Source organism: Streptomyces sp. NPDC016309, from assembly GCF_043077235.1.
Taxonomy (GTDB): Bacteria; Actinomycetota; Actinomycetes; order Streptomycetales; family Streptomycetaceae; genus Streptomyces.
The window spans coordinates 285734-311257 of sequence record NZ_JBIBSG010000009.1; the positions used below are offsets into that span (position 1 = coordinate 285734).

The following is a 25524-nucleotide window of genomic DNA, read 5'->3' on the forward strand; positions in this document are numbered from 1 at the left end:
CCCGGAGCGGCGGCGGCCGTCGGCCGTGGCCCCCGAGGCGGTATTGACATGATCATGAAGTGTCATGAGCCTGGCGCCTGTCCACTTCCGTGGCAGACAACTGCAAGGGGGGCACATGAGACGTAGGGCGCGAGCGATCCTCGCCGCGGCTTCACTGCTGGTGACCGGACTGGTGGCGGGACCCGCCGCCGGGGCCGAGGGACCGGACGGCCCGGACGACGGCAGGGGCGACGGCCTCTCCGTATGGCACGCCAGGGTGACCAAGGAGCAGGTCCCGCTCCTCCTCGACGCCGGGGCCGACGGCCACGAGCTGAGCGAGCAGGTGCCCGACAAGGGCACCGCCACCGTCGAGCTGTACCTGACCGGCCGGCAGGCCGAGACGCTGCGCGACAAGGGCGTCGGCGTCACCGAGCACGACCTCACCGCGACCGCCGAGAAGCGCGTTGCGGCCGCCGGCGACGGCGTGTTCCGGCCGTACTCCGGCAAGGGGGGACTCAAGGAGGAACTCCTGACGACCGCCCGGGCCAACCCGGCGCTCACCAAGGTCGTCAGCATCGGCAGGACCGTCCGGGGCCAGGAGATCCTCGCCCTCAAGGTCACCAAGGGAGCCAAGAGGTACGAGGACGGGTCCAAGCCCGCCACCCTGTACCTCTCCAACCAGCACGCCCGTGAGTGGATCACCCCCGAGATGAACCGGAGGCTGCTCCACCACTACCTCGCCGGCTACGGCAAGGACCCGCGCATCACCAGGATCGTCGACACCACCGAGCTGTGGTTCGTGCTCTCGGCCAACCCCGACGGCTACGACCACACCCATGCCGACCCCGCCAACCGCCAGTGGCGCAAGAACCTCCGCGACAACAACGGCGACGGGAGCATCACCCCCGGCGACGGCGTCGACCTCAACCGCAACTTCTCCTACAAGTGGGGCTACGACGACGAGGGTTCGTCACCCGACCCCGCCGACGAGACCTACCGCGGCACCGGCCCCATGTCCGAACCCGAGACCAAGGCCATCGACGCCTTCCAGAAGCGGATCGGGTTCCGGTACGGCATCAACTACCACTCCGCCGCCCAGCTCCTCCTCTACGGCGTCGGCTGGCAGGTCGCCACCGACACCCCCGACGACGTGCCCCTCAGGGCCCTGGCCGGCACCCCCGCCAAGTCCGCGGTCCCCGGCTACCGTCCGCAGGTCTCCTCCGAGCTCTACACCACCAACGGCGAGGCCGACGGACACGCCGCGAACGTCAACGGGATGCAGATGTTCACCCCGGAGATGTCCACCTGTGCCACCGCTTCCCGGATCGACCCGGACGACGCCTGGGAACCGGCCGACTGCGCGTCCGTCTTCACCTTCCCCGACGACGAGAAACTGATCCAGCAGGAGTTCGCCAAGAACATCCCGTTCGCCCTGGCCGTCGCCGAGTCCGCCACCCGCCCCGACGACCCGGTCTCGCCGGCCGGCACCGACGCCCCCGCCCTCGTCCCCGACACCTTCACCACCTCCTACGCCTACGACGGCGCCGACCAGGAGGTCGCCGTCACCGCCCGCAAGTCGCTGCGCGACAAGGAACTCAAGTACCGCGTCAACGGCGGCCGCACCCACGACCAGCGGCTGGAGGCCTGGGACGGCGGCGAGACCTACGGCGGCGAGGACAACCTCTACTACGACGAGTACCGCGCCGAGGTCCAGGACGGCGAACCCGGCGACACCGTCGAGGTGTGGTTCACCGGCCGCACCCGCGCCGGCAAGCGCGTCTCGTCCACCCCGTTCACCTACACCATCGCCGAGCGGCCCCGCGCCGACGTCCTGGTGCTCGCCGACGAGGGCGGCACCACCGCCGCACGGCACACCGCCGCGTACACCGCGGCCCTGAAGGCGGCCGGCCACAAGGCCGTCGTCTGGGACGTCGCCACCCAGGGCACCCCGCACGACCTCGGCGTGCTCGGCCACTTCTCCGCGGTCGTCTGGTACACCGGCGCCGAACGGCCCTCCGGGCCCGTCATGCTCGCCGTGCGCGACTACCTCAACGAGGGCGGCAAGCTGGTCAACGCCGGTGAGCAGTCCGGCGGACTCGTCGACATCGGCCGCGCCGACTCCAACGACTTCGCCCAGTACTACCTCGGCGCCTACCGCCGCGCCGGCATGGCCTCGCCCGGTTCCTTCCGGGGTGTGGGCAGCTTCGCCGGCACGGAGGCCGCCCTCGGCGACGCCCCGGGCAACCCGCTCGACAGCGCCGGCGCCTTCACCGTCACCTCCGACACCCTCGACCCCCGGCGGTTCCCGCAGTTCCGCAGCACCGCCGCGGGCGACTACCCCGGCGTACGCACCCCCTTCGAGCCGTACGAGGGCGACACCTTCGCCGCCGCCCGGCACGCCGACAACGCCTGGATGCGGCTCACCCGGACCGTCGACCTGACCGGCACCGCCGCCGCCGCGCGGCCGGCGCTCCGGTTCAGGCTCAGCCACGACGTCGAGCCCGGCTACGACAACGTGGTCGTCGAGGCGCACACCGTCGGCCAGGACGACTGGACGACCCTGCCCGACACCGGGGGCCACTCCTCCAGCGAGGTCCCGACCGACTGCGCCGAGGGCTTCTACCTCGCCCAGCATCCCTTCCTCTCCCACTACCTCACCGCCGGCGAGGGCGGCTGCACCGCCGCCGGCACCACCGGCGCCTGGCACGCCTTCAGCGGCACCTCGGGCGGCTGGCAGCCGGTGTCCGTCGACCTGAGCGCGTACGCCGGCAAGCGGGTGGAGCTGTCCGTCTCGTACATCTCCGACTCCGGCACCGGGGAGACCGGCGTCTTCGTCGACGACACCGCGCTGGTCGTCGACGGAGCCACCCGGGACGCCGAGGGCTTCGAGACCTCGTTCGGCGCCTGGACCACCACCGGCCCGCCGGCCGGCAGCCCGGGCAACGCCACCGACTGGGCCCGGTCGCCCGCGCTCTTCCGCTCCCGGGCGGCCGTCACCACCCGCGACACCGTGCTGCTCGGGTTCGGACTGGAGCACGTCACCGACCCGGCGCTGCGTGCGCGGCTGCTGGGCCGGGCGCTGTCGGCACTGGCGCGCTGACGAGCGCGTTCCCGCACCGAAGAGCGCTCCGGGCTGACGCTCGGTAGCCGGGTGAACGCCCCGGTGGACCGTACTGTCCAGTAGGACGGGGACCGCGGTCCACCGGGCGCGTCCGGGTGCGCTAGATGTCACTCCGCCGCCTGGAGGGAGGTAGGGTCGTAAGCGGTCGGGGACATCCCTAATAGAAACTCGCCGGGCGTCGAAACCCGGCGTACCTAACGAGGAGATCGGTTCGTGACGATCCGCGTAGGCATCAACGGCTTTGGCCGCATCGGTCGTAACTACTTCCGCGCGCTGCTGGAGCAGGGTGCAGACATCGAGATCGTGGCTGTCAACGACCTGGGTGACACTGCGACCACGGCCCACCTGCTGAAGTACGACACCATCCTGGGCCGCCTCAAGGCCGAGGTGACCCACACCGCCGACACGATCACCGTCGACGGCCACACCATCAAGGTGCTCTCCGAGCGCAACCCGGCCGACATCCCCTGGGGCGAGCTGGGCGTCGACATCGTCATCGAGTCGACCGGCATCTTCACCAAGAAGGCCGACGCCGAGAAGCACATCGCCGGCGGCGCCAAGAAGGTCCTCATCTCGGCTCCGGCCAGCGGCGAGGACATCACCATCGTGATGGGCGTCAACCAGGACAAGTACGACGCGGCCAACCACCACGTCATCTCCAACGCCTCCTGCACCACCAACTGCGTGGCGCCGATGGCCAAGGTCCTCGACGAGAACTTCGGCATCGTCAAGGGCATGATGACGACGGTCCACGCCTACACCAACGACCAGCGCATCCTGGACTTCCCGCACAAGGACCTCCGCCGCGCCCGCGCCGCCGCGGAGAACATCATCCCGACCTCGACGGGCGCCGCCAAGGCCACCGCCCTGGTCCTCCCGCAGCTGAAGGGCAAGCTGGACGGCATCGCCATGCGCGTCCCGGTCCCCACCGGCTCGGTCACCGACCTGGTCCTGGAGCTCGACCGCGAGGTCACCAAGGACGAGATCAACACCGCCTTCCAGAAGGCGGCCGAGGGTCAGCTCAAGGGCATCCTCGAGTACACCGAGGACCCGATCGTCTCCTCGGACATCGTCAACTGGCCGGCCTCCTGCACCTTCGACTCCCAGCTCACCATGGTGCAGGGCAAGCAGGTCAAGGTCGTCGGCTGGTACGACAACGAGTGGGGTTACTCCAACCGTCTCGTGGATCTCACCGTCTTCGTCGGCGGCCAGCTCTAAGACACTGGGTACCAGGGCAGGCACTTCGATGTGAGCGCAGGGCCCGGGCAGCGCAACGCCGCGCTGTACGGGCCCTGACGCTTGCGCCGATCTTCCAAGGAGTACGGAGTAACAGGACAGATGAAGACGATCGACGAGCTTCTTCGCCAAGGGGTCGAGGGCAAGCGGGTGTTCGTCCGCGCCGACCTCAATGTGCCGCAGGACGGCACCACCATCACCGACGACGGCCGCATCCGCGCCGTCCTGCCGACCGTCAAGGCACTGACCGAGGCCGGCGCCAAGGTCGTCGTGGCCTCGCACCTCGGCCGCCCCAAGGGCGCGCCGGACCCCGCCTTCACGCTCCGGTTCGCCGCCTCCCGGCTCGGTGAACTGCTCGGCCGCCCGGTCGCCTTCGCGGGCGACACCATCGGCTCCGAGGCCCACTCCGCCGTCGCCGGCCTGGGCGACGGTGAGGTCGCCGTCCTGGAGAACCTCCGCTTCAACCCGGGCGAGACGTCCAAGGACGACGCCGAGCGCGCCGAGTTCGCCGCCCGCCTCGCCGCCCTCGCCGACGTGTACGTCGGTGACGGCTTCGGCGCCGTGCACCGGGGCCACGCCTCCGTGTACGACCTGCCGCGCCTGCTGCCCGCCTACGCCGGCTACCTGATCGCCACCGAGGTCGGCGTCCTGAAGAAGCTCACCGACGACGTCCGGCGCCCCTACGTCGTCGTCCTGGGCGGCGCCAAGGTCTCCGACAAGCTCGGCGTCATCGACCACCTGCTGGAGAAGGCCGACCGCATCCTCATCGGCGGCGGCATGGCGTACACCTTCCTCAAGGCCAAGGGCCACGAGGTCGGCATCTCGCTCCTCCAGGAGGACCAGGTCCCGGCCTGCCTGGACTACCTGGCCCGGGCCGAGAAGAAGGGCGTGGAGTTCGTGCTCCCCGTCGACGTGCTGGTCTCGGCCGAGTTCCCGGACCTGAAGACCAAGGCCCCGGCCCACCCCACCCTGGTCGCCTCGAGCGCCATCCCGGCCGACCAGGAGGGTCTGGACATCGGTCCCGAGACCCGCAAGCTGTACGCATCGAAGCTCGCCGACGCGGCCACCGTCTTCTGGAACGGCCCCATGGGCGTCTTCGAGCACCCCGACTACGCCGAGGGCACCAAGGCCGTCGCCCAGGCGCTCGTCGACTCCCCGGCCTTCACGGTCGTCGGCGGTGGCGACTCCGCCGCGGCCGTCCGGACCCTGGGCTTCGACGAGAACGCATTCGGCCACATCTCGACCGGCGGCGGCGCGAGCCTCGAGTACCTCGAAGGCAAGACGCTTCCCGGCCTCGCCGCACTGGAGGACTGACCCTCAATGACCGCCCGTACCCCGCTGATGGCGGGCAACTGGAAGATGAACCTCAACCACCTCGAGGCCATCGCCCACGTCCAGAAGCTCGCCTTCGCCCTGAACGACAAGGACTACGAGGCCGTCGAGGTCGCCGTCCTCGCGCCCTTCACCGACCTGCGCTCCGTGCAGACCCTGGTCGACGGCGACAAGCTGAAGATCAAGTACGGCGCCCAGGACGTCTCGGCGCACGACTCCGGCGCGTACACCGGTGAGATCTCCGGTGTGATGCTGTCCAAGCTGAAGTGCGCCTACGTGGCCGTCGGCCACTCCGAGCGCCGGCAGTACCACGGCGAGAGCGACGAGCTCTGCAACGCCAAGGTGAAGGCGGCCTTCCGCCACGGCCTGGTGCCGATCCTCTGCGTCGGCGAGGGCCTGGACGTCCGCAAGGCCGGCAACCAGGTCGCCCACACGCTCGCGCAGCTCGACGGCGGTCTGAAGGACGTCCCGGCCGAGGAGGCCGAGACGATCGTGATCGCCTACGAGCCGGTGTGGGCCATCGGCACCGGCGAGGTCGCCACCCCCGAGGACGCGCAGGAGGTCTGCGGGGCCATCCGCGGGCGGCTCGCCGAGCTGTACTCCAAGGAGCTGGCCGACAAGGTCCGCATCCAGTACGGCGGCTCCGTGAAGGCCTCGAACGTGGCCGCGATCATGGCGCAGCCCGACGTCGACGGCGCCCTGGTGGGCGGCGCGGCGCTGGACGCCGACGAGTTCGTCAAGATCGTCCGATTCCGCGACCAGTGAGTGTGGTCCCCCTGCCGGTGAGTATGCGGTAGGGCGGAATCGTCGTACCCTTGCGGGGGCCGAGGCTCTTTCCACGGAGCCTGGGCCCCCGTCGTCGGTGGAAGTCCGATGGTCCGTGTCATCCGAGAATTGCCAGGAAGTAGGGTCCAGCCGTGGTTATGGGGTTCTCGATCGCCCTCATCGTCTTCAGCGCGCTGCTGATGCTGCTGGTGCTGATGCACAAGGGGAAGGGCGGCGGCCTCTCCGACATGTTCGGTGGCGGCATGCAGTCGTCCGTCGGCGGCTCGTCGGTCGCCGAGCGCAACCTGGACCGCATCACCGTGGTCGTCGGTCTGCTGTGGTTCGCGTGCATTGTCGTACTTGCTCTCCTGATCAAACTGGACAACTGACGTCTCGGTTCCACGTCCGGTGCGGGGTGTAACTCCAATCACTGGACGCGCGTTGGGCCTTACGTAGACTGGGGCATCTTCGAGCACCATCACGCAGGGAGTTACAACCGTGGCAAGTGGCAACGCGATCCGGGGAAGCCGGGTCGGCGCGGGGCCGATGGGGGAGGCCGAGCGGGGCGAGTCCGCACCGCGGCTCCGCATCTCCTTCTGGTGCTCGAACGGGCACGAGACGCAGCCGAGCTTCGCGAGTGACGCGCAGGTCCCCGACACCTGGGACTGCCCGCGGTGCGGGTTCCCGGCAGGCCAGGACCGGGACAACCCCCCGGACCCGCCGCGCACCGAACCGTACAAGACGCACCTCGCGTACGTACGGGAGCGGCGCAGCGACGCGGACGGCGAGGCGATCCTGGCCGAGGCGCTGGCCAAACTCCGAGGCGAGATCTAGAGCGGTCGAGGGCCCTGTAGGTGGATTCCACCGGCAGGGCCCGACGTGTTCCCGCCGTCCTTTCCGTCCTTTCCGTCGTTCCGTCGTTTCCCGGCCGTTCCGCCACCGGCTCCGCCCGGCGTTGTCAGTGGCGCCCCCTACCGTCATGGGTGAACGGATCATCCGGCGTACGGGGGGCGGCAGTGGCGACGACGGGGACGACGAGGACGACGAGGGATGTCCGGCGGGTACCGGCGTGGCGGGGCGGCTTCGGACGGCTGTGGACGGCCGCGGTGGTGTCCAAGGCCGGGGACTCGTTGCGTACGGCGGCCATGCCGCTGCTCGCCGTCTCACTGACCCGCGAGCCGCTGCTGATCGCCGCGGTGACCGCGTGCGGCCATCTGCCGTGGCTGCTGTTCGGGCTGGTGGGCGGGGCCGTCGCCGACCGGGTCGACCAGCGGGGCGCCATGTGGGCCGTCGACCTCGTCCGGGGCGGGCTGATGGCGGCCTTCGCCGTCGTGGTCGCCCTGGGGCACGCCTCCGTCGCCCTGCTCCTCGCCCTCGCCTTCGCGCTCACCACGCTCCAGACGCTCTTCGACAACGCGGCCACGTCGCTGCTGCCGTCCCTGGTGCCCGCCGAGTCCCTCGCGGGCGCCAACGCCCGGCTCCTGACCGGCCAACAGATCGTGGGCGGCCTCCTGGTGGCCCCGCTGGTGCCCGTGCTGCTGCTCGCGGGCGACGCCGTGCCGTACGCGGCGGACGCGGCCTCGTACGTGGTGGCCGCCCTGCTGGTGGCCTCGCTGCGGGTGCCGGCGCCAAAGCGGCCGCCCCGCCGGGACGGCTCCACCCTGCGCGCCGAGATGGCCGAGGGGCTGCGGGTCCTGTGGCGGGACCGGACGCAGCGCCGGCTGTGCGTGGCGACGACGCTGGCCAACCTGGGCGTGGGCGCCCTGGTCGCCACCCTGGTGCTGCACATGACCGGCTGGCTCGGCGCGGGTGACGGCGGGTACGCGGCCGCCCTCACGGCCTACGGCGTGGGCAGCGTGGCGGGCGGCGCGGTGGCCGGCCGGATCGCCGACCGGACCGGCCGGATACGGGCGGTGTTCCTCGCCGGTGTCGTCCAGACCGGGGCGCTGGGTGTCCTGGGGTCGGTGCGGGAGCTGTGGGTGGCGCTGGTGGCCCTGGCGGTCTTCGGCCTCATGGGCATGGTGTGGAACGTCAACCAGGTGACGCTGATGCAGGAGCGCAGCCCGGCGGAGATGCTCGGCCGGATCAGCGCCGCGTTCCGCACCCTGGCCATCGGCGGCGCCCCGCTCGGCGCCCTGCTGGGCGGCGCGGCAGCGGCGGCGTGGGGCGGGGGCGGTCCCGCCCTGCTGGCGGCCGCGCTGTTCGCGGTCGCCGTCGCCTCGTTGGGGCGGCAGATCAATTAGGTTGGAGGGGCAGCGGGGCAAGCAGGCAGGTACGAGAAAGTGGGCTGATGTCCGAGATGAACGCAGAAGGTCGCACGAGGCTCAACCGGATGCCCGAGTGGACCGCCCTCGGCAAGCACCGGGAGCAGCTGGGACACACACAGCTGCGCGAACTGTTCGCCGCCGACCCGGCGCGCGGCACCGCGTACACGCTGCGGGTCGGCGACCTGTATCTGGACTACTCCAAGCACCTGGTGACCGACGAGACGCTGCGACTGCTGCGCGAACTCGCCGCCGCCACCGGGGTGGCGGAGCTGCGGGACGCCATGTTCCGCGGAGACAAGATCAATACCACCGAGAACCGGGCCGTCCTCCACACGGCGCTGCGCGCCCCGCGCGACGCCGTGATCGAGGTCGACGGCGAGAACGTGGTGCCGAGTGTCCACGCGGTGCTCGACAAGATGGCCGCGTTCTCCGAGCGGGTCCGCTCCGGCGAGTGGACCGGCCACACCGGCAAGCCCATCAAGAACGTCGTCAACATCGGTATCGGCGGCTCCGACCTGGGCCCGGCGATGGCGTACGAGGCGCTGCGCTCCTACACCCGGCGGGACCTGACGGTCCGTTTCGTCTCCAACGTGGACGGCGCCGACCTCCACGAGGCGGTCCGGGACCTGGACGCGGCCGAGACGCTCTTCATCATCGCGTCGAAGACGTTCACCACCATCGAGACCATCACCAACGCCACCTCCGCCCGCGACTGGCTCCTCACCGAGCTGAGGGCGGGTCAGGACGCGGTGGCCAAACACTTCGTGGCCCTGTCGACCAATGCCGAGAAGGTCCAGGACTTCGGCATCGACACGGCCAACATGTTCGAGTTCTGGGACTGGGTCGGCGGCCGCTACTCGTACGACTCCGCGATCGGCCTCTCCCTGATGATCGCCGTCGGACCGGACCGGTTCCGGGAGATGCTCGACGGCTTCCACCTGGTCGACGAGCACTTCCGCACCGCCCCGCCCGAGGAGAACGCACCGCTGCTGCTCGGCCTGCTGGGCGTCTGGTACGGCGCGTTCTTCGACGCCCAGTCGCACGCGGTCCTGCCCTACAGCCACTACCTGTCGAAGTTCACGGCCTACCTCCAGCAGCTCGACATGGAGTCCAACGGCAAGTCCGTGGACCGCGATGGCCGCCCGGTCGACTGGCAGACGGGCCCCGTCGTCTGGGGCACCCCCGGCACGAACGGGCAGCACGCCTACTACCAGCTCATCCACCAGGGCACCAAGGTGATCCCGGCCGACTTCATCGGCTTCGCCCAGCCGGTCGCCGACCTCCGGCCCGGCCTGGTCGCCCAGCACGACCTGCTGATGGCCAACTTCTTCGCCCAGACCCAGGCGCTCGCCTTCGGCAAGACGCCCGACGAGGTCCGGGCCGAGGGCGTGGCGGAGGAGCTGGTGCCGCACAAGACCTTCCGCGGCAACCACCCCACCACCACGATCCTCGCCGACGAGCTGACCCCGTCCGTGCTGGGCCAGCTCATCGCGCTCTACGAGCACAAGGTGTTCGTCCAGGGCGCCGTCTGGAACATCGACTCCTTCGACCAGTGGGGCGTCGAGCTCGGCAAGGTCCTCGCCAAGAGGATCGAGCCCGTGCTGACCGAGGGCGAGGGCGGTGAGCGGCTGGACAGCTCCACCGCCGCGCTGGCCGCGCGCTACCGGACCCTTCGCGGCCGGTGACCCGACGCCGCTGAGCCGGCGCGGACGACCGAAGGCCCGGTCCACCCATCAGGGTGAACCGGGCCTTCGCTATGAGGCGACCACCACGCGACCGCGGCGCGGCCGGGCCGCCCGCCGTCCGGGCAGCCGTCAGAGAGTGGCCTCCGGGAACAGGGCCAGCGGGAGCCGCGCGGCGGCCGCCTGATCCAGCAGCCACAGCGTCCGCGACCGGCCGTAGGCGCCGGCCGCCGGGGCCTGCACCTCGCCCGCGCCCGACAGCGAGATCGCCGCCGCCGTCGCCTTGTCCTCGCCCGCGGCCAGCAGCCACACCTCACGCGCCGCCCGGATCGCCGGCAGGGTCAGCGAGATCCGGGTGGCAGGCGGCTTCGGCGCGCCGTGCACGCCCACCACCATGCGCTCGGTCTCCCGCACCGCCGGGAGCTCCGGGAACAGCGAGGCGACGTGCGTGTCCGGGCCGACGCCCAGCATCAGCACGTCGAACGCCGGCACCGGGCCGTGGTCGTCGGGTCCCGCGGCCGCGGCCAGCTCCGCCGCGTACGCGGCGGCCGCGGCGTCCGCGTCCGTACGGTAAGCCCCGCCCGACACGGGCATGGTGTGCACCCGCGCCGGGTCCAGTGGGACGCTGTCGAGCAGCGCCTCACGGGCCTGCGTGTCATTGCGGTCCGGGTCGCCCTCCGGGAGGAACCGCTCGTCCCCCCACCACAGGTCGAGGCGCGACCAGTCGATCGCGTCCCGGGCGGGGGACGAACGCAGCGCCGCCAGCAGGCCGTTGCCGTTGCGGCCGCCCGTCAGGACCACGGAGGCGGTCCCGCGGGCGGCCTGGGCGTCCACGACCGCGGTGATCAGGCGGGCCGCCGCCGCCTGGGCCATCAGCTCCTTGTCCCGGTGGAGCACCAGCCGCGGTGCGCTCACTTGGCCGCCGCCTTCTTGGCAGGGGCCTTCTTCGCGGCGGGCTTGTCCCCGGAACCACCCGACGCGCCACCGGAGTCACCGGAGCCGTCCGCGGCACCGTCGGGAGCGGCGTCCGAGGCGTTCGCCGCGGTGGAGCCCTTCGCACCCCCGGCCGCCGGCCGCTCGGGGTGACCCAGCCGGTCGACCCCGTACCGCAGCACCGAGGCGTAGGTGTCGTCGGGGTCGAGGCGCCGCAGCTCCTCCGCGATCAGCTCGGAGGTCTCCCGGCGCTTGAGCGCCACCGCGCGGTCCGGCTGGCCCTCGATGCACAGGGTGGCGAGCGAGGCGTCCGGCCGGTGCAGCACGATGGGACCACAGGTGGTCTCCATCCGCACCGCCGTCAGGCCCGGCCCCGACGAGGCCAAGCGCTTCACCGGGATCTTCAGCCGGTCCGCCAGCCACATGGCCAGCAGTTCCACGCTCGGGTTGAACTCCTCGCCCTCGACCTCGGCGGACGTGACCTCGCAGGTCACCTGGTCCAGGGCCGCCGCCAGCATCGAACGCCACGGCGTGATGCGGGTCCAGGACAGGTCCGTGTCGCCCGGGGTGTAGGCCGCCGCCCGCGCCGCGAGCTCCCGCACCGGGTGCTCGGAGGCGTACGAGTCGGTGACGCGCCGCTGCCCGAGGGCGCCCAGCGGGTCGTTGGCCGGATCGGCCGGCGCGGCCACCGGCCACCAGACCACCACGGGGGCGTCCGGCAGCAGCAGCGGCAGGACCACCGACTGGGCGTGGTCGATGACCTCGCCGTACAGCCGCAGCACCACCGTCTCGCCGGTGGAGGCGTCCGCGCCCAGCCGCACCTCGGCGTCCAGGCGCGCGTTCGCCCGGTCGCGCGGCGAACGCGACGGGCGCTTGATGACCACCAGGGTCCGCGAGGGGTGCTCGCGGGACGCCTCGTTGGCCGCCTTCAGCGCGTCATAGGCGTTCTCCTCGTCCGTGACGATGACGAGGGTGAGCACCATGCCTATGGCAGGTGTACCGATGGCGCGCCGCCCCAGTACCAGCGCCTTGTTGATCTTGCTGGATGTGGTGTCCGTCAGGTCGGTCTTCATGGCCGGCGCCAGCTCCGTCCGTCTCGTGCGAGCATCTCGTCCGCCTCGGCCGGACCCCAGGTCCCGGACTCGTACTGCGCGGGCTTGCCGTGGCGGTCCCAGTACTGCTCGATCGGGTCGAGGATCTTCCAGGACAGCTCGACCTCCTCCGTGCGCGGGAAGAGGTTGGCGTCACCGAGCAGGACGTCGAGGATCAGCCGCTCGTACGCCTCGGGGCTGGACTCCGTGAAGGACTCGCCGTACGCGAAGTCCATCGAGACGTCCCGGACCTCCATCGACGTGCCCGGCACCTTCGAGCCGAACCGCAGCGTCACGCCCTCGTCCGGCTGGACGCGGATGACCAGGGCGTTCTGGCCCAGCTCCTCCGTCGCCGTGTGGTCGAAGGGGGAGTGCGGGGCGCGCTGGAAGACGACCGCGATCTCGGTGACCCGGCGGCCGAGCCGCTTGCCGGTACGCAGGTAGAAGGGGACGCCCGCCCAGCGGCGGTTGTCGATCTCCAGCTTCACCGCGGCGTAGGTGTCGGTCTTCGACTGCGGGTCGATCCCGTCCTCCTCCAGGTAGCCGACGGCCCTCGCGCCGCCCTGCCACCCGGCCGCGTACTGCGCGCGCACGGTGGACTTGCCGAGGTCCTTCGGCAGCTTCACCGCGCCCAGCACCTTGGTCTTCTCGGCCGCGAGCGCGTCCGCGTCGAAGGAGGCGGGCTCCTCCATCGCGGTCAGCGCCAGTAGCTGGAGGAGGTGGTTCTGGATGACGTCACGCGCGGCGCCGATGCCGTCGTAGTACCCGGCGCGGCCGCCGATGCCGATGTCCTCGGCCATGGTGATCTGCACGTGGTCGACGTACGACCGGTTCCAGATCGGCTCGAAGAGGGTGTTGGCGAACCGCAGCGCCAGGATGTTCTGGACGGTCTCCTTGCCCAGGTAGTGGTCGATGCGGAAGACCTGGTCGGGCGAGAAGACCTCGTGGACGATCCCGTTGAGCTCCTTGGCGGAGGCCAGGTCGTGCCCGAACGGCTTCTCGATGACCGCGCGGCGCCAGGAGTCGTCCTTCTCGTCGGCCAACCCGTGCTTCTTGAGCTGCTGGACGACGACCGGGAAGAACTTGGGCGGTACGGAGAGGTAGAACGCGAAGTTCCCGCCGGTGCCCTGCGCCTGGTCCAGCTCCTCCATCGTCTTCTTCAGGGTCTCGAACGCCTCGTCGTCGTCGAAGTTGCCCTGGACGAAGCGCATCCCCTGGCTGAGCTGCTGCCACACCTCCTCACGGAAGGGCGTGCGGGCGTGCTGCTTGACGGCCTGGTACACCTCGTCCGCGAAGTCCTCGTCCTGCCACTCGCGACGGGCGAACCCGATCAGCGAGAAGCCCGGCGGGAGCAGGCCCCGGTTGGCGAGGTCGTACACGGCAGGCATCAGCTTTTTCCGGGACAAATCGCCCGTGACGCCGAAGATCACCAGGCCCGACGGCCCCGCGATGCGCGGGAGCCGTCGGTCTGCGGCGTCACGGAGCGGATTCGCTCCATGAACTGCGTTCAAGGTTTACGCCTCCGAAGGGGCGAGGCGCTTGAGCTCCGCCTCGGTCGACTTGAGCAGGTCGTTCCAGGACGCCTCGAACTTGTCGACGCCCTCGTCCTCCAGCAGCTGCACGACCTCGTCGTAGCTGATGCCGAGCTTCTCGAGGGCCGCGAGGTCGGCGCGCGCCTGGTCGTACGTACCGGCGATGGTGTTCCCGGTGATCGAACCGTGGTCGGCCGTGGCCTCCAGGGTGGCCTCGGGCATGGTGTTCACCGTGCCCGGCGCGACCAGGTCGTCGACGTACAGCGTGTCCTTGTACGCCGGGTCCTTGACGCCCGTGGACGCCCACAGCGGACGCTGCTTGTTGGCCTGCGCCTTGTCCAGGGCCGCCCAGCGGTCGGAGGAGAACACCTCCTCGTACGCCTCGTAGGCCAGTCGCGCGTTGGCGAGGGCGGCCTTGCCGCGCAGCGCCGAGGCCTCGTCGGTGCCGATGCCGTCCAGCCGCTTGTCGATCTCGGTGTCCACGCGGGACACGAAGAACGAGGCCACCGAGTGGATCTTCGACAGGTCCAGGCCGCGCTCCTTGGCCTTCTCCAGGCCGATGAGGTAGGCCTCCATCACCCGGCGGTAGCGCTCCAGCGAGAAGATCAGCGTGACGTTGACGCTGATGCCCAGGCCGATGACCTCCGCGATGGCCGGCAGACCGGCCTCGGTGGCGGGGATCTTGATCAGCGTGTTCGGCCGGTCGACCAGCCACGCCAGCTGCTTGGCCTCCGCGACCGTCGCCCGGGTGTTGTGCGCCAGGCGCGGGTCCACCTCGATCGACACCCGGCCGTCCTGGCCCTGCGTGGCGTCGAAGACCGGGCGCAGGATGTCGGCGGCGTCCCGCACGTCCGCGGTCGTGATCATGCGGATGGCTTCCTCGACCGTCACCTCGCGGGCGGCGAGGTCCGTGAGCTGCTGGTCGTACCCGTCACCCTGCGAGATCGCCTTCTGGAAGATCGACGGGTTGGTGGTCACGCCCACCACGTGCTGCTGGTCGATCAGCTCGGCGAGGTTCCCGGACGTGATCCGCTTGCGGGACAGGTCGTCCAGCCAGATCGCGACGCCTTCGTCGGAGAGGCGCTTGAGTGCGTCTGTCATGAGAATTGCATCTCCTACTAGTTCGTGTACCGGCGTCAGCGCGCTGCGGCTTCGATGGATTCCCTGGCCGCGGCGGCGACCGCCTCGGCGGTGAAGCCGAACTCCCGGAAGAGCACCTTGCCGTCGGCCGAAGCACCGAAGTGCTCCAGCGACACGACGCGACCCGCGTCACCGACGAACCGGTGCCAGGTCAGACCGATCCCGGCCTCGACCGCGACGCGCGCCTTCACCGACGGCGGCAGCACGGCATCCCGGTACCCCTGGTCCTGCTCCTCGAACCACTCGACGGACGGCATCGACACCACCCGGGTCGGAATGCCGGCGGCCTGGAGCTGCTCGCGGGCCTGGACGGCCAGGTGCACCTCGGAGCCGGTGCCGATCAGCACCACCTGCGGCTCGCCGCCGTCCGCGTCGAACAGCACGTAGCCACCGCGGGCCGCGTCGTCGTTCCACTCGTACGTCGGCACGCCCTGACGCGTCAGCGCGAGGCCGTGCGGAGCGCCCTTGCCGAACTCCTTGGTCCAGCGGCGCAGGATCTCGCGCCAGGCGATCGCCGTCTCGTTGGCGTCGGCCGGGCGGACGACGTTCAGGCCCGGGATGGCGCGCAGCGAGGCCAGGTGCTCGACCGGCTGGTGCGTCGGGCCGTCCTCGCCGAGACCGATGGAGTCGTGGGTCCACACGTACGTCACCGGCAGGTGCATCAGCGCCGAGAGGCGGACGGCGTTGCGCATGTAGTCGGAGAACACCAGGAAGGTGCCACCGAAGATCCGGGTGTTGCCGTGCAGCGCGATGCCGTTCATCTCCGCGGCCATGGCGTGCTCGCGGATACCGAAGTGGATGGTCCGGCCGTACGGGTCGGCCTCCGGCAGCGGGTTGCCCTCGGGGAGGAACGACGACGTCTTGTCGATCGTCGTGTTGTTCGAGCCGGCCAGGTCGGCGGAACCGCCCCACAGCTCGGGGATGACCGCGCCCAGCGCCTGGAGCACCTTGCCGGAGGCGGCGCGGGTGGCGACGCCCTTGCCCGTCTCGAAGACCGGGAGCTTCTCCTCCCAGCCCGTGGGCAGCTCGCCCGCGGCGATGCGGTCGAACTCGGCGGCGCGCTCCGGGTTGGCGGTGCGCCACTCCTGGAACTGCTTCTCCCACTTCGCGCGGGCCTCGCGGCCGCGGTCGAGGGCCCGGCGGGTGTGGCCGATAACCTCGTCCGAAACCTCGAAGGACTTCTCGGGGTCGAAGCCCAGGACGCGCTTGGTGGCCGCGACCTCCTCGTCGCCGAGCGCCGAGCCGTGGGCGGCCTCGGTGTTCTGCGCGTTCGGGGCGGGCCACGCGATGATCGAGCGCATCGCGATGAACGACGGGCGCGAGGTCTCCGCCTTGGCGGCCTGGAGGGCACGGAAAAGGGCCTCGGGGTCGAGGTCGCCGTTCTCCTTGGGCTCCACGCGCTGGACGTGCCAGCCGTAGGCCTCGTACCGCTTCATCGTGTCCTCGGAGACGGCCGTCTCCGTGTCGCCCTCGATCGAGATGTGGTTGTCGTCCCACAGCAGGATCAGGTTGCCGAGCTTCTGGTGCCCGGCCGTGGAGGACGCCTCGGAGGAGATGCCCTCCTGGAGGCAGCCGTCACCGGCGATGCAATAGACGAAGTGGTCGAACGGCGAGGTGCCGGGAGCGGCCTCCGGGTCGAACAGGCCGCGCTCGTAGCGGGCGGCCATGGCCATGCCCACGGCGTTGGCGACACCCTGGCCCAGCGGGCCGGTCGTCGTCTCGACGCCCACCGTGTGGCCGTACTCCGGGTGGCCCGGGGTCTTCGAGCCCCAGGTGCGGAAGGCCTTCAGGTCGTCCAGCTCCAGGCCGAAGCCGGCCAGGTAGAGCTGGGTGTACAGCGTCAGGGACGAGTGTCCGGCGGACAGCACGAAACGGTCGCGCCCGGTCCAGTCGGCGTCCGCCGGGTCGTGCCGCATCACCTTCTGGAAGAGGGTGTACGCGGCCGGGGCCAGGCTCATGGCCGTACCGGGATGGCCGTTGCCGACCTTCTGTACGGCATCGGCGGCCAGGATGCGGGCGGTGTCGACGGCCCGCTGGTCCAACTCGGTCCACTCGAGGTCTGTGGTGGTCGGCTTGGTGCTCACCCTGGGTCAGGGCTCCTCTCCACATGTCGAATGCCGGTGACGTAGATCCCACCGGCCGTTGTCGAGCCTACCCCCGTGAGAACGTCCATTTTTTCGAGTCATTCCAGACTGCCGGGGTCGGCCGGGATCCGCCTCCTGACTGGGCCCTACGGCTTTTGGCAAGTGAATACGGAGCCGCTCATCCGATCGCTCATCCGAGCGTGGAAACCACCCTTTGCGGTGCCCTCTCCAACACGGCCCACCCCCGCGGAGAGCGAGGTATGGGCAACGTCTAGAGTGGCGTGGTACGCGCGAGTCTTTACCCGGTCTTCACGGCCCCGAGGGCCCTCATGCCCGGAGCGACTCGCTGGGATGTCTCTGTCAGGGGTGTGCGTGACGGCCGTCGAATCCCGTCCGGCGGGTGTGCTCGGGACGAGCACGGGGAAGCGGCCATTCGGGGCCCGCGTCAAGGCCTTCGTGGCGCTGACCAAGCCGCGGATCATCGAGCTGCTGCTCATCACCACGGTTCCCGTGATGTTCCTGGCCGAGCAGGGCGTGCCCGACCTGTGGCTGGTGCTCGCCACCTGCCTGGGCGGCTACCTCTCGGCCGGCGGCGCCAACGCGCTGAACATGTACATCGACCGCGACATCGACGCCCTCATGGACCGGACGTCGCAGCGGCCACTGGTCACCGGCATGGTCTCGCCGCGCGAGGGGCTGGTCTTCGGCCTCACCCTCGCCGTCGTCTCCACGCTCTGGTTCGGGCTGCTCGTCAACTGGCTGTCCGCCTGGCTGTCGCTGGGCGCGCTGCTGTTCTACGTCGTCGTCTACACGATGATCCTCAAGCGGCGCACCGCGCAGAACATCGTGTGGGGCGGCATCGCCGGCTGCATGCCGGTCCTGATCGGCTGGTCGTCGGTCACGAACACGGTGTCCTGGGCCGCCGTCGTCCTCTTCCTCGTCATCTTCTTCTGGACGCCGCCGCACTACTGGCCGCTGTCGATGAAGGTGAAGGAGGACTACGCGCGCGTGGGCGTGCCCATGCTGCCCGTCATCGCCTCCAACAGGGTGGTCGCCCGCCAGATCGTCCTCTACAGCTGGGTGATGGTCGCCGTCTCGCTGCTGCTGACGCCGCTGGGCTACACCGGCTGGTTCTACACGACGGTGGCCCTGGCCACCGGCGGCTGGTGGCTGTGGGAGGCGCACGCGCTCCAGAGCCGTGCCAAGGCCGGCGAGACCGGCGGCAAGCTCAAGGAGATGCGGCTGTTCCACTGGTCCATCACCTATGTGTCGCTGCTGTTCGTGGCGGTCGCCGTGGACCCCTTCCTGCGCTAGGTCGTGTCCGGAAAGTCCCGCCTGGCCCGCGGTGTCCTGCACGCGCGCTCCCTAGGGGATCTCTCGTCGATCAGCCCGGCATGATCGGCCGGGCACCCCCTGGGGCCGGCTCTGGCGAGTTCCCCTACTGGTGGGTAGCATCCTGTTCATGGCAGACACCAAGCAGGGCGACACCACCCAGGCGGAGGCCAAGGCCGACCGCAAGGCCACGCGGCTCGCCAAGCGGATCCGGACGTTCTCCCAGGAGCACGGCGGCGCCGAGGGCCAGCTCGCGTACATCGGGCAGATGGGCACCCGCATCGTGCTCGTCGGCGAGGACGGCGGCTGGGGCGACCTCGTGGCCCCCACCCACGAAGTCGCCAGGAGCGCGGCCGAGAAGGCGGGCCTCACCCTCCACGAGTCCTTCGACGGCGACCTCGCCGCCAAGGTCCGCACGGGTCGCTACGAGTGGAGCCGCATGGCCGGCATCCAGGTCGGCGGACCCTCGAACGACTGAGGCAACACCTTGGGCGGGGCTCACCCGTTAGGACCTGTGACGGTTCAGCCATCGCAGGGAGCCCCCGCATGATCGACACCCCGACGCTGGTGGACCAGTACTGCCACGGGGTGCTCCGTACGGAGCTGGGCCTGGGCACCTTCGAGACCCTGCTCGGCCGGTCCGCCGGGCCCCCCGCGGCCGGCACGACCTTCTTCGACACGCAGACCGGCTTCGCCGTACGGCGCTGGTGCCCGCCCCTGCTCGGCCTCGAACCGCACTGCCCGCCGGCCCACTACCTGGCCCGCCGCCGTGAACTCGGGGCCCTGGAAGCCGGCCGCCGGCTGCTGCGCGCCACCGGCATCTCCACCTACCTCGTGGAGACCGGCCTGTCCGGCGACCTCACCGGACCGGTCGAGCTCGCCGCCGCCGGCGACGCCCGGGCCCACGAGATCGTCCGCCTGGAACCGCTCGCCGAGCAGGTCGCCGACACCTCCGGCAGCGTGGACGCGCTGCTCGCCAACCTCGCCGAGGCCGTGCACGGAGCCGCCGTCACCGCCGTCGCGTTCACCTCCGCGACCGCCGTGCGCCACGGGCTCGCCCTCGCGCCCGCGCCCCCGGGCCCCGGCGAGGTGCGGGGCGCCGCCGGGCGCTGGCTGGCCCGCCGCCGGGTCGGCGGGACGCTCACCGACCCCGTACTGCTGCGCCACCTGCTGTGGATCGCCGTCGCCTCGGGGCGGCCCCTGCAACTGCGCCTCGGCCACCACGACCCCATGACGCTCGGCGACTTCGCCGAGGCCACCGCCGGGCTCGGCACCGACCTGGTGCTGCTGCACGGCTATCCGTACCACCGGCAGGCCGCGCACCTGACGGGCGTGTTCCCGCACGTGTACGCCGACCTGGGGCCCGCGCTCGCGCGGACCGGGGCGCGGGCGGCGGCCGTCCTGGCGGAGACCCTGGAGCTCGCGCCGTTCGGCAAGCTGCTGTTCTCCAGTGGTGCGCGGGGGCTGCCCGAACTGCACGTGGTGGGCGCGCGGGTGTTCCGCGAGGCCCTCGGCCGGGTGCTGGCCGACTTCGTCCACGAGGGCTCGTGGTCCCGCCGGGACGCCCAGCGGGTCGCCGAGATGATCGCGGCGGGGAACGCCCGGCGGGTCTACCGGCTGGCCTAGGGCAGGCTCGCTCGGGGCCGGCCGGGCCGGGCTGGGGCGGGCCGGGGCCCGTCCGTCCAGCGCCCGCCCGCCGCCGGGTCAGGCCGCCGGGCTCAGCGCCGCGTCCGCCTGCTGGGCCGGGATGCCCGCGCCCGGGTCCGCCGGCGGCCGCTCGCGGAGGCTCAGGGCGAGCCGCAGCACGGCGATCCACATCAGGGACGAGCCCAGCATGTGCAGGGCCACCAGGACCTCCGGCACCCCGGTGAAGTACTGCACGTACCCGATCCCGCCCTGCGCCAGCAGCACCAGCAGCAGGTCACGGGCGCGCGCCCGGGTGTCGTCCGGGGCGTCCACCACGCGCAGGACGAAGAACACCGCCAGTGCCAGGGCGCACACCACCCATGCGAAGACGGCGTGGACATGGGCCATCGTGGCGAAGTCGAACGGCATGCGCGGGACGTCGCTGCTGTCCCCCGCGTGCTTGCCGGAGCCCGTCACCGTCGTCCCCGCGGCGACCAGCAGGCCCGCCACGACCACCAGCGTCCAGCCCAGCTTGCGCACCGGGCCCGGGACCCGCGGCCGGGGCGCGCCGTCGCCCTCGCCGGCGCGCACCCAGGTGAGCGTGGCGAGGGTGAGCAGGGCGTTCGCGGCGAGGAAGTGCCCGGCGACGCTCCACGGGTTGAGGCCCGTCCACACCGTGATGCCGCCGATCACCGCGTTGCTCATCACGGCCCAGAACTGGGCCCAGCCGAGCCGGGTCAGCCCGCGCCGCCGCGGCTTGGCGGCGCGCGCGGCGACGATCGCCCAGCCGACGGCCGCCGACAGGACGTACGTCAGCATCCGGTTGCCGAACTCGATCGCGCCGTGGATGCCCTGCTCGGGCGTGGCGAACAGACTGTCGTCCGTGCACTTGGGCCAGGTGTCGCAGCCGAGACCGGAACCGGTCAGCCGGACGGCACCACCCGTGACGACGATGACGACGCTCATCACGACGGCGGAGAGCGCGGCGCGCCGGACCGTCTTGGGGGAGGGTGTCCAGCGCTGGGCGATATAGGCGAGGGGGGTCAACACGCCCCCTATCGTAGGCGCCCGCTTGTGCATGGATTCACGAGGGGCCCGTACAGCCCGCCGAGCCTGCTCCAGGGGCCCGTACGGCCGCCGCCGTGGCTCCAGGGGCCCGTACGGTCCGCCGCGCCTACTCCCAGCGGAAGAAGCGGGCCGCCGCGCCCAGCCCGAGCACCGCCCAGACCGCCAGGATCCCGGCCGGCCCCCAGGGCAGGGGCGCCCCGCCCGCCAGGACGTCCCGCAGACCGTCCGACAGGGCGGAGATCGGCAGCAGCTCCAGCACCGTCCGGGCCGCGTCCGGGAACCTCTCCAGCGGCACGATCACCCCGCCGCCCACCAGCAGCAGCAGGAACACCAGGTTGGCGGCGGCCAGGGTCGCCTCGGCCCGCAGGGTCCCGGCCATCAGCAGCCCGAGTCCCGAGAAGGCCGCCGTGCCGAGCAGCAGGAGCAGCGCCACCGCGAGGGGGTTGCCCCGCGGCGACCAGCCCAGCGCCAGGGCGATCACGGTCAGCAGCGCGACCTGGAGCACCTCGGTGACGAGCACCGAGGCGGTCTTGGCCGTCATCAGCGCCCAGCGGGGGAGCGGTGACGCGCCCAGGCGCTTGAGCACCCCGTACCGCCGCTCGAAGCCCGTGGCGATGGCCTGCCCGGTGAACGCCGTCGACATCACGGCCAGCGCGAGGACACCGGGCGCCAGGAAGTCCACCGGCTCGCCACCGCCCGTGTCGACGATGTCGACCGTCGAGAACAACACCAGCAGCAGCGAGGGGATGATCACGGTGAGCAGTAGCTGCTCGCCGTTGCGCAGCAGCATCTTCGTCTCGAAGACGGCCTGGGCGGCGATCATCCGTCCGACCGGTGCCGCACCCGGCTCGGGCGTGTAGGTCCCGGCGCTCATGAACGCAGCTCCTTGCCGGTCAGTTCGAGGAAGACGTCTTCGAGGGTGTGGCGCTCGACCGCGATCCCGTCGGGCATCACCCCGTGCTGGGCGCACCAGCTCGTGACCGTGGCGAGCAGCTGGGGGTCGACGGTGCCGCTGATGCGGTACGCGCCCGGCGTCAGCTCGGCGGCCGCGGTGCCGTCCGGGAGGGCCTTCAGCAGCGAGCCGAGGTCGAGACCGGGGCGGCCGGTGAAGCGGAGGGTGTTCTCCGCGCCGCCCCGGCAGAGTTCCTCGGGGCTGCCCTGGGCGGCGACCCGGCCCGCGTCGATGATCGCGACGTCGTCGGCGAGCTCCTCGGCCTCGTCCATGTAGTGCGTGGTCAGGACGGTGGTGACACCGTCGGCACGCAGTTCGCGGACCAGCTCCCAGGTGGAGCGGCGGGCCTGCGGGTCGAGCCCGGCGGTCGGCTCGTCGAGGAAGACCAGCTCGGGGCGGCCGACGACGGCCATCGCCAGCGCCAGGCGCTGCTGCTGGCCGCCGGACAGCCGCCGGTAGGTCGTCCGGCCGCAGGAGCCGAGGCCCAGGCGCTCGATCAGTGCGTCCACGTCGAGCGGGCGGGCGTGCAGCCTGGCCATGTGGCGGAGCATCTCGTCGGCGCGGGCGCCGGAGTAGACGCCGCCGGACTGGAGCATCACGCCGATGCGGGGCCGCAGCCGGGCGGCGTCGGCGACCGGGTCGAGGCCCAGCACCCGGACGGTGCCGGCGTCGGGGCGGCGGTAGCCCTCGCAGGTCTCGACGGTGGTGGTCTTGCCGGCCCCGTTCGGCCCCAGGACGGCGGTGACGGTGCCCGCCCGGACGTCGAGGTCGAGGCCGTCCACCGCGGTCTTGGTCCCGTACCGCTTGACCAGGCCCCGGACCTGGACGACGGACTCGTTTCGCATGGGCGGAAGTCTAGAGAGCTGCTCGGGACCACCCGTCCGGCGGGTGGACCCCGGGACGGGCGGGACTCGGGCGCGGGCCGGGCGGAGTCCCTCGCCCGGTCTCCCGCCCGGGGGCCCGACGCCGCCGCGGCCGGGCAAAACGGGCAGGTCAGACCGGGGGTGCGGGGCCCGAAGCGGTCGGCTCCCTGCCCGTTTCCCCAGGTCAGGTTAGGTTTCCCTTAGTGATGCACGGCACCGTCCACCCCTCAGGACGTCGCTTGTCAGGTTCTGAGGAATTACGCAACAATGGCGTTGTGAAAAACGTCGGTGAGGCTCCCGCGGCTCCAGCGGAGGAACTCGCGACCGGGGAGCGCTCCACGCGCAACCGGGTCGCGCGGTCCATCCTGGATCACGGCCCGTCCACCGTGGCCGAGCTCGCCAAGCGGCTCGGCCTCACTCAGGCCGCCGTCCGCCGCCATCTCGACGCCCTGGTCGCCGACGACGTCGTCGCCCCGCGCGAGCAGCGCGTCTACGGGGCCCGCACCCGTGGCCGCCCGGCCAAGGTGTTCGCCCTGACGGACTGCGGCCGGGACGCCTTCGACCAGTCGTACGACACGCTCGCCGTCGACGCCCTGCGCTGGATCGAGCGGTCGGCCGGCGGCGGTGCCGCCGGGGAAGCCGCCGTCGCCGCGTTCGCCCGGGACCGCATGGAGAACCAGGCGGAGGCGTACCGCGAGGCCGTCGAGGCCGCGGCGCCCGAGGAGCGGGCCGAGGCACTCGCCAGGGCCCTGAGCGCGGACGGGTACGCTGCCACGGCGCGCAACGCGCCGGTCGGACAGCAGCTCTGCCAGCACCACTGCCCGGTCGCCCACGTCGCCGAGCGGTACCCGCAGCTATGCGAGGCTGAGACGGAATTCTTCAGCCGCCTGCTCGGCACCCATGTGCAGCGACTGGCCACCATCGCCCACGGCGACGGGGTCTGCACGACGTACATCCCGCACACCACACCCACAGCATCCGCAAGCACGGCCGGGAGGAACCCCGCATGACCACCGAGATCAGCCACCCCGAGCTCGAGGGCCTGGGTCGGTACGAGTACGGCTGGGCCGACTCGGACGCGGCCGGTGCCGCCGCCAAGCGCGGTCTCTCCGAGGACGTCGTCCGCGACATCTCCGCGAAGAAGAACGAGCCGGAGTGGATGCTGAAGCTGCGGCTGAAGGGTCTGCGCCTCTTCGACAAGAAGCCCATGCCGAACTGGGGCTCCGACCTGTCGGGCATCGACTTCGACAACATCAAGTACTTCGTCCGCTCCACCGAGAAGCAGGCCGGTTCCTGGGAGGACCTGCCCGAGGACATCAAGAACACGTACGACAAGCTCGGCATCCCCGAGGCGGAGAAGCAGCGCCTCGTCGCCGGTGTCGCGGCCCAGTACGAGTCCGAGGTCGTCTACCACCAGATCCGCGAGGACCTGGAGGAGCAGGGCGTCATCTTCCTGGACACCGACACCGCGCTCAAGGAGCACCCGGAGCTCTTCCAGGAGTACTTCGGCACGGTCATCCCGGTCGGCGACAACAAGTTCGCGTCGCTGAACACCGCGGTGTGGTCCGGCGGCTCGTTCATCTACGTCCCCAAGGGCGTGCACGTCGAGATCCCGCTCCAGGCCTACTTCCGCATCAACACCGAGAACATGGGCCAGTTCGAGCGGACGCTGATCATCGTCGACGAGGACGCCTACGTCCACTACGTCGAGGGCTGCACCGCCCCCATCTACTCCTCGGACTCGCTGCACAGCGCCGTCGTCGAGATCATCGTCAAGAAGGGCGGCCGCTGCCGCTACACGACGATCCAGAACTGGTCGAACAACGTCTACAACCTGGTCACCAAGCGCGCCGTGGCCTACGAGGGCGCGACCATGGAGTGGGTCGACGGCAACATCGGCTCCAAGGTGACGATGAAGTACCCGGCCGTCTACCTGATGGGCGAGCACGCCAAGGGCGAGACCCTGTCCATCGCCTTCGCGGGCGAGGGCCAGCACCAGGACGCCGGCGCCAAGATGGTCCACATGGCCCCGAACACCTCCTCCAACATCGTCTCCAAGTCGGTGGCGCGAGGCGGCGGCCGCACCTCCTACCGCGGTCTCATCGAGATCGGCGAGGGTGCCCCGGGCTCCAAGTCGAACGTCCTGTGCGACGCGCTGCTCGTCGACACGATCTCCCGCTCCGACACGTACCCGTACGTCGACGTCCGCGAGGACGACGTGTCCATGGGCCACGAGGCGACCGTCTCCAAGGTCTCCGAGGACCAGCTCTTCTACCTCATGAGCCGCGGTCTGTCGGAGGACGAGGCCATGGCGATGATCGTGCGCGGCTTCGTCGAGCCGATCGCCAAGGAGCTGCCCATGGAGTACGCGCTCGAGCTCAACCGGCTGATCGAGCTCCAGATGGAAGGCGCGGTGGGCTGACCCGCCCCGCCCCTGTCGATCACGTCCCCCGGCTCACCCGGTGTGAGCCCCGTGAGCCGCCCGCAGGGCGACCGGCCGACGGCCGGAGCCGCCCCGCGG

General features: G+C 71.2%; 21 protein-coding genes. 13 read left to right on the plus strand and 8 right to left on the minus strand.

Going from position 1 to position 25524, the window contains the following annotated elements:
* Positions 1-115: 115 nt before the first annotated feature.
* The 8 genes from ACF068_RS23815 to pgi all read left to right on the plus strand — a co-directional run bounded on the left by ACF068_RS23815 (position 116) and on the right by pgi (position 10385).
* On the plus strand, positions 116-3079 hold the full coding sequence (locus ACF068_RS23815) for a M14 family zinc carboxypeptidase (protein ID WP_392276298.1): 2964 nt from the start codon (positions 116-118) through the stop codon (positions 3077-3079).
* 234 nt (positions 3080-3313) lie between these two features.
* Positions 3314-4318: a type I glyceraldehyde-3-phosphate dehydrogenase gene (gene gap, locus ACF068_RS23820; protein WP_392276299.1), complete on the plus strand. Its 1005-nt coding sequence runs from the start codon at positions 3314-3316 to the stop codon at positions 4316-4318.
* A gap of 120 nt (positions 4319-4438) precedes the next feature.
* A complete protein-coding gene (locus ACF068_RS23825; RefSeq protein WP_392276300.1) occupies positions 4439-5650 on the plus strand; it encodes a phosphoglycerate kinase in 1212 nt (403 codons plus the stop codon).
* Positions 5651-5656: 6 nt separating this feature from the next.
* Positions 5657-6433, plus strand: coding sequence for a triose-phosphate isomerase (tpiA, locus tag ACF068_RS23830; protein WP_392276301.1), 777 nt, complete (start codon positions 5657-5659; stop codon positions 6431-6433).
* A gap of 158 nt (positions 6434-6591) precedes the next feature.
* Entirely contained in the window at positions 6592-6822 is a 231-nt protein-coding gene (gene secG / locus ACF068_RS23835; RefSeq protein WP_064073089.1) for a preprotein translocase subunit SecG, read from the plus strand.
* A 109-nt stretch (positions 6823-6931) separates the two neighbouring features.
* Positions 6932-7267 carry an RNA polymerase-binding protein RbpA gene (locus tag ACF068_RS23840; protein ID WP_003957010.1) on the plus strand — a complete coding sequence of 112 codons (336 nt, stop codon included), beginning with the start codon at positions 6932-6934 and terminating at the stop codon, positions 7265-7267.
* A 182-nt stretch (positions 7268-7449) separates the two neighbouring features.
* Entirely contained in the window at positions 7450-8676 is a 1227-nt protein-coding gene (locus ACF068_RS23845) for an MFS transporter (protein WP_392276427.1), read from the plus strand.
* A gap of 56 nt (positions 8677-8732) precedes the next feature.
* Positions 8733-10385, plus strand: a complete 1653-nt coding sequence (pgi, locus tag ACF068_RS23850; protein ID WP_392276302.1) for a glucose-6-phosphate isomerase — start codon at positions 8733-8735, stop codon at positions 10383-10385.
* A 129-nt stretch (positions 10386-10514) separates the two neighbouring features.
* Here the strand turns inward: pgi and pgl are convergent, their stop codons facing one another.
* The 5 genes from pgl to tkt are packed head-to-tail and all read right to left on the minus strand — an operon-like array spanning position 10515 to position 17162.
* Positions 10515-11297, minus strand: coding sequence for a 6-phosphogluconolactonase (gene pgl, locus ACF068_RS23855; RefSeq protein ID WP_392276303.1), 783 nt, complete (start codon positions 11295-11297; stop codon positions 10515-10517).
* On the minus strand, positions 11294-12388 hold the full coding sequence (gene opcA / locus ACF068_RS23860; RefSeq protein ID WP_392276304.1) for a glucose-6-phosphate dehydrogenase assembly protein OpcA: 1095 nt from the start codon (positions 12386-12388) through the stop codon (positions 11294-11296). The genes pgl and opcA overlap by 4 nt, the downstream gene beginning before the upstream one ends.
* Complete coding sequence (gene zwf, locus ACF068_RS23865) at positions 12385-13917, minus strand: glucose-6-phosphate dehydrogenase (protein ID WP_392276305.1); 1533 nt, start codon at positions 13915-13917, stop codon at positions 12385-12387. The genes opcA and zwf overlap by 4 nt, the downstream gene beginning before the upstream one ends.
* A 3-nt stretch (positions 13918-13920) precedes the next feature.
* Complete coding sequence (gene tal, locus ACF068_RS23870; RefSeq protein WP_392276306.1) at positions 13921-15039, minus strand: transaldolase; 1119 nt, start codon at positions 15037-15039, stop codon at positions 13921-13923.
* Positions 15040-15074: 35 nt separating this feature from the next.
* Positions 15075-17162, minus strand: coding sequence for a transketolase (gene tkt / locus ACF068_RS23875; protein WP_392276307.1), 2088 nt, complete (start codon positions 17160-17162; stop codon positions 15075-15077).
* A 372-nt stretch (positions 17163-17534) separates the two neighbouring features.
* On the opposite strand from tkt, the gene ACF068_RS23880 reads away from it, so the two are divergent.
* From ACF068_RS23880 to ACF068_RS23890, 3 genes are all read left to right on the plus strand, one after another.
* Positions 17535-18476 (plus strand): heme o synthase, encoded by a 942-nt coding sequence (locus ACF068_RS23880; RefSeq protein WP_392276308.1) that lies wholly within the window; start codon positions 17535-17537, stop codon positions 18474-18476.
* Positions 18477-18624: 148 nt separating this feature from the next.
* The gene (locus ACF068_RS23885) at positions 18625-18972 is read left to right on the plus strand and encodes a hypothetical protein (RefSeq protein ID WP_392276309.1); all 348 of its coding nucleotides are present in this window, start codon (positions 18625-18627) and stop codon (positions 18970-18972) included.
* A gap of 68 nt (positions 18973-19040) precedes the next feature.
* Complete coding sequence (locus ACF068_RS23890; protein WP_392276310.1) at positions 19041-20120, plus strand: amidohydrolase; 1080 nt, start codon at positions 19041-19043, stop codon at positions 20118-20120.
* Between the two features lie 78 nt (positions 20121-20198).
* Here ACF068_RS23890 and ACF068_RS23895 read toward each other — a convergent pair whose 3' ends face one another.
* The 3 genes from ACF068_RS23895 to ACF068_RS23905 all read right to left on the minus strand — a co-directional run bounded on the left by ACF068_RS23895 (position 20199) and on the right by ACF068_RS23905 (position 22985).
* Positions 20199-21200 carry a heme A synthase gene (locus ACF068_RS23895; protein ID WP_392276311.1) on the minus strand — a complete coding sequence of 334 codons (1002 nt, stop codon included), beginning with the start codon at positions 21198-21200 and terminating at the stop codon, positions 20199-20201.
* Positions 21201-21294: 94 nt separating this feature from the next.
* Positions 21295-22062: an ABC transporter permease gene (locus ACF068_RS23900; RefSeq protein ID WP_392276312.1), complete on the minus strand. Its 768-nt coding sequence runs from the start codon at positions 22060-22062 to the stop codon at positions 21295-21297.
* Positions 22059-22985 (minus strand): ABC transporter ATP-binding protein, encoded by a 927-nt coding sequence (locus ACF068_RS23905; protein ID WP_392276313.1) that lies wholly within the window; start codon positions 22983-22985, stop codon positions 22059-22061. The genes ACF068_RS23900 and ACF068_RS23905 overlap by 4 nt, the downstream gene beginning before the upstream one ends.
* Before the next feature lie 293 nt (positions 22986-23278).
* On the opposite strand from ACF068_RS23905, the gene ACF068_RS23910 reads away from it, so the two are divergent.
* Both ACF068_RS23910 and sufB read left to right on the plus strand, forming a co-directional pair.
* Positions 23279-24013, plus strand: coding sequence for a helix-turn-helix transcriptional regulator (locus ACF068_RS23910; protein WP_392276314.1), 735 nt, complete (start codon positions 23279-23281; stop codon positions 24011-24013).
* Positions 24010-25425 carry a Fe-S cluster assembly protein SufB gene (gene sufB / locus ACF068_RS23915; RefSeq protein WP_392276315.1) on the plus strand — a complete coding sequence of 472 codons (1416 nt, stop codon included), beginning with the start codon at positions 24010-24012 and terminating at the stop codon, positions 25423-25425. The genes ACF068_RS23910 and sufB overlap by 4 nt, the downstream gene beginning before the upstream one ends.
* Positions 25426-25524: the final 99 nt, after the last annotated feature.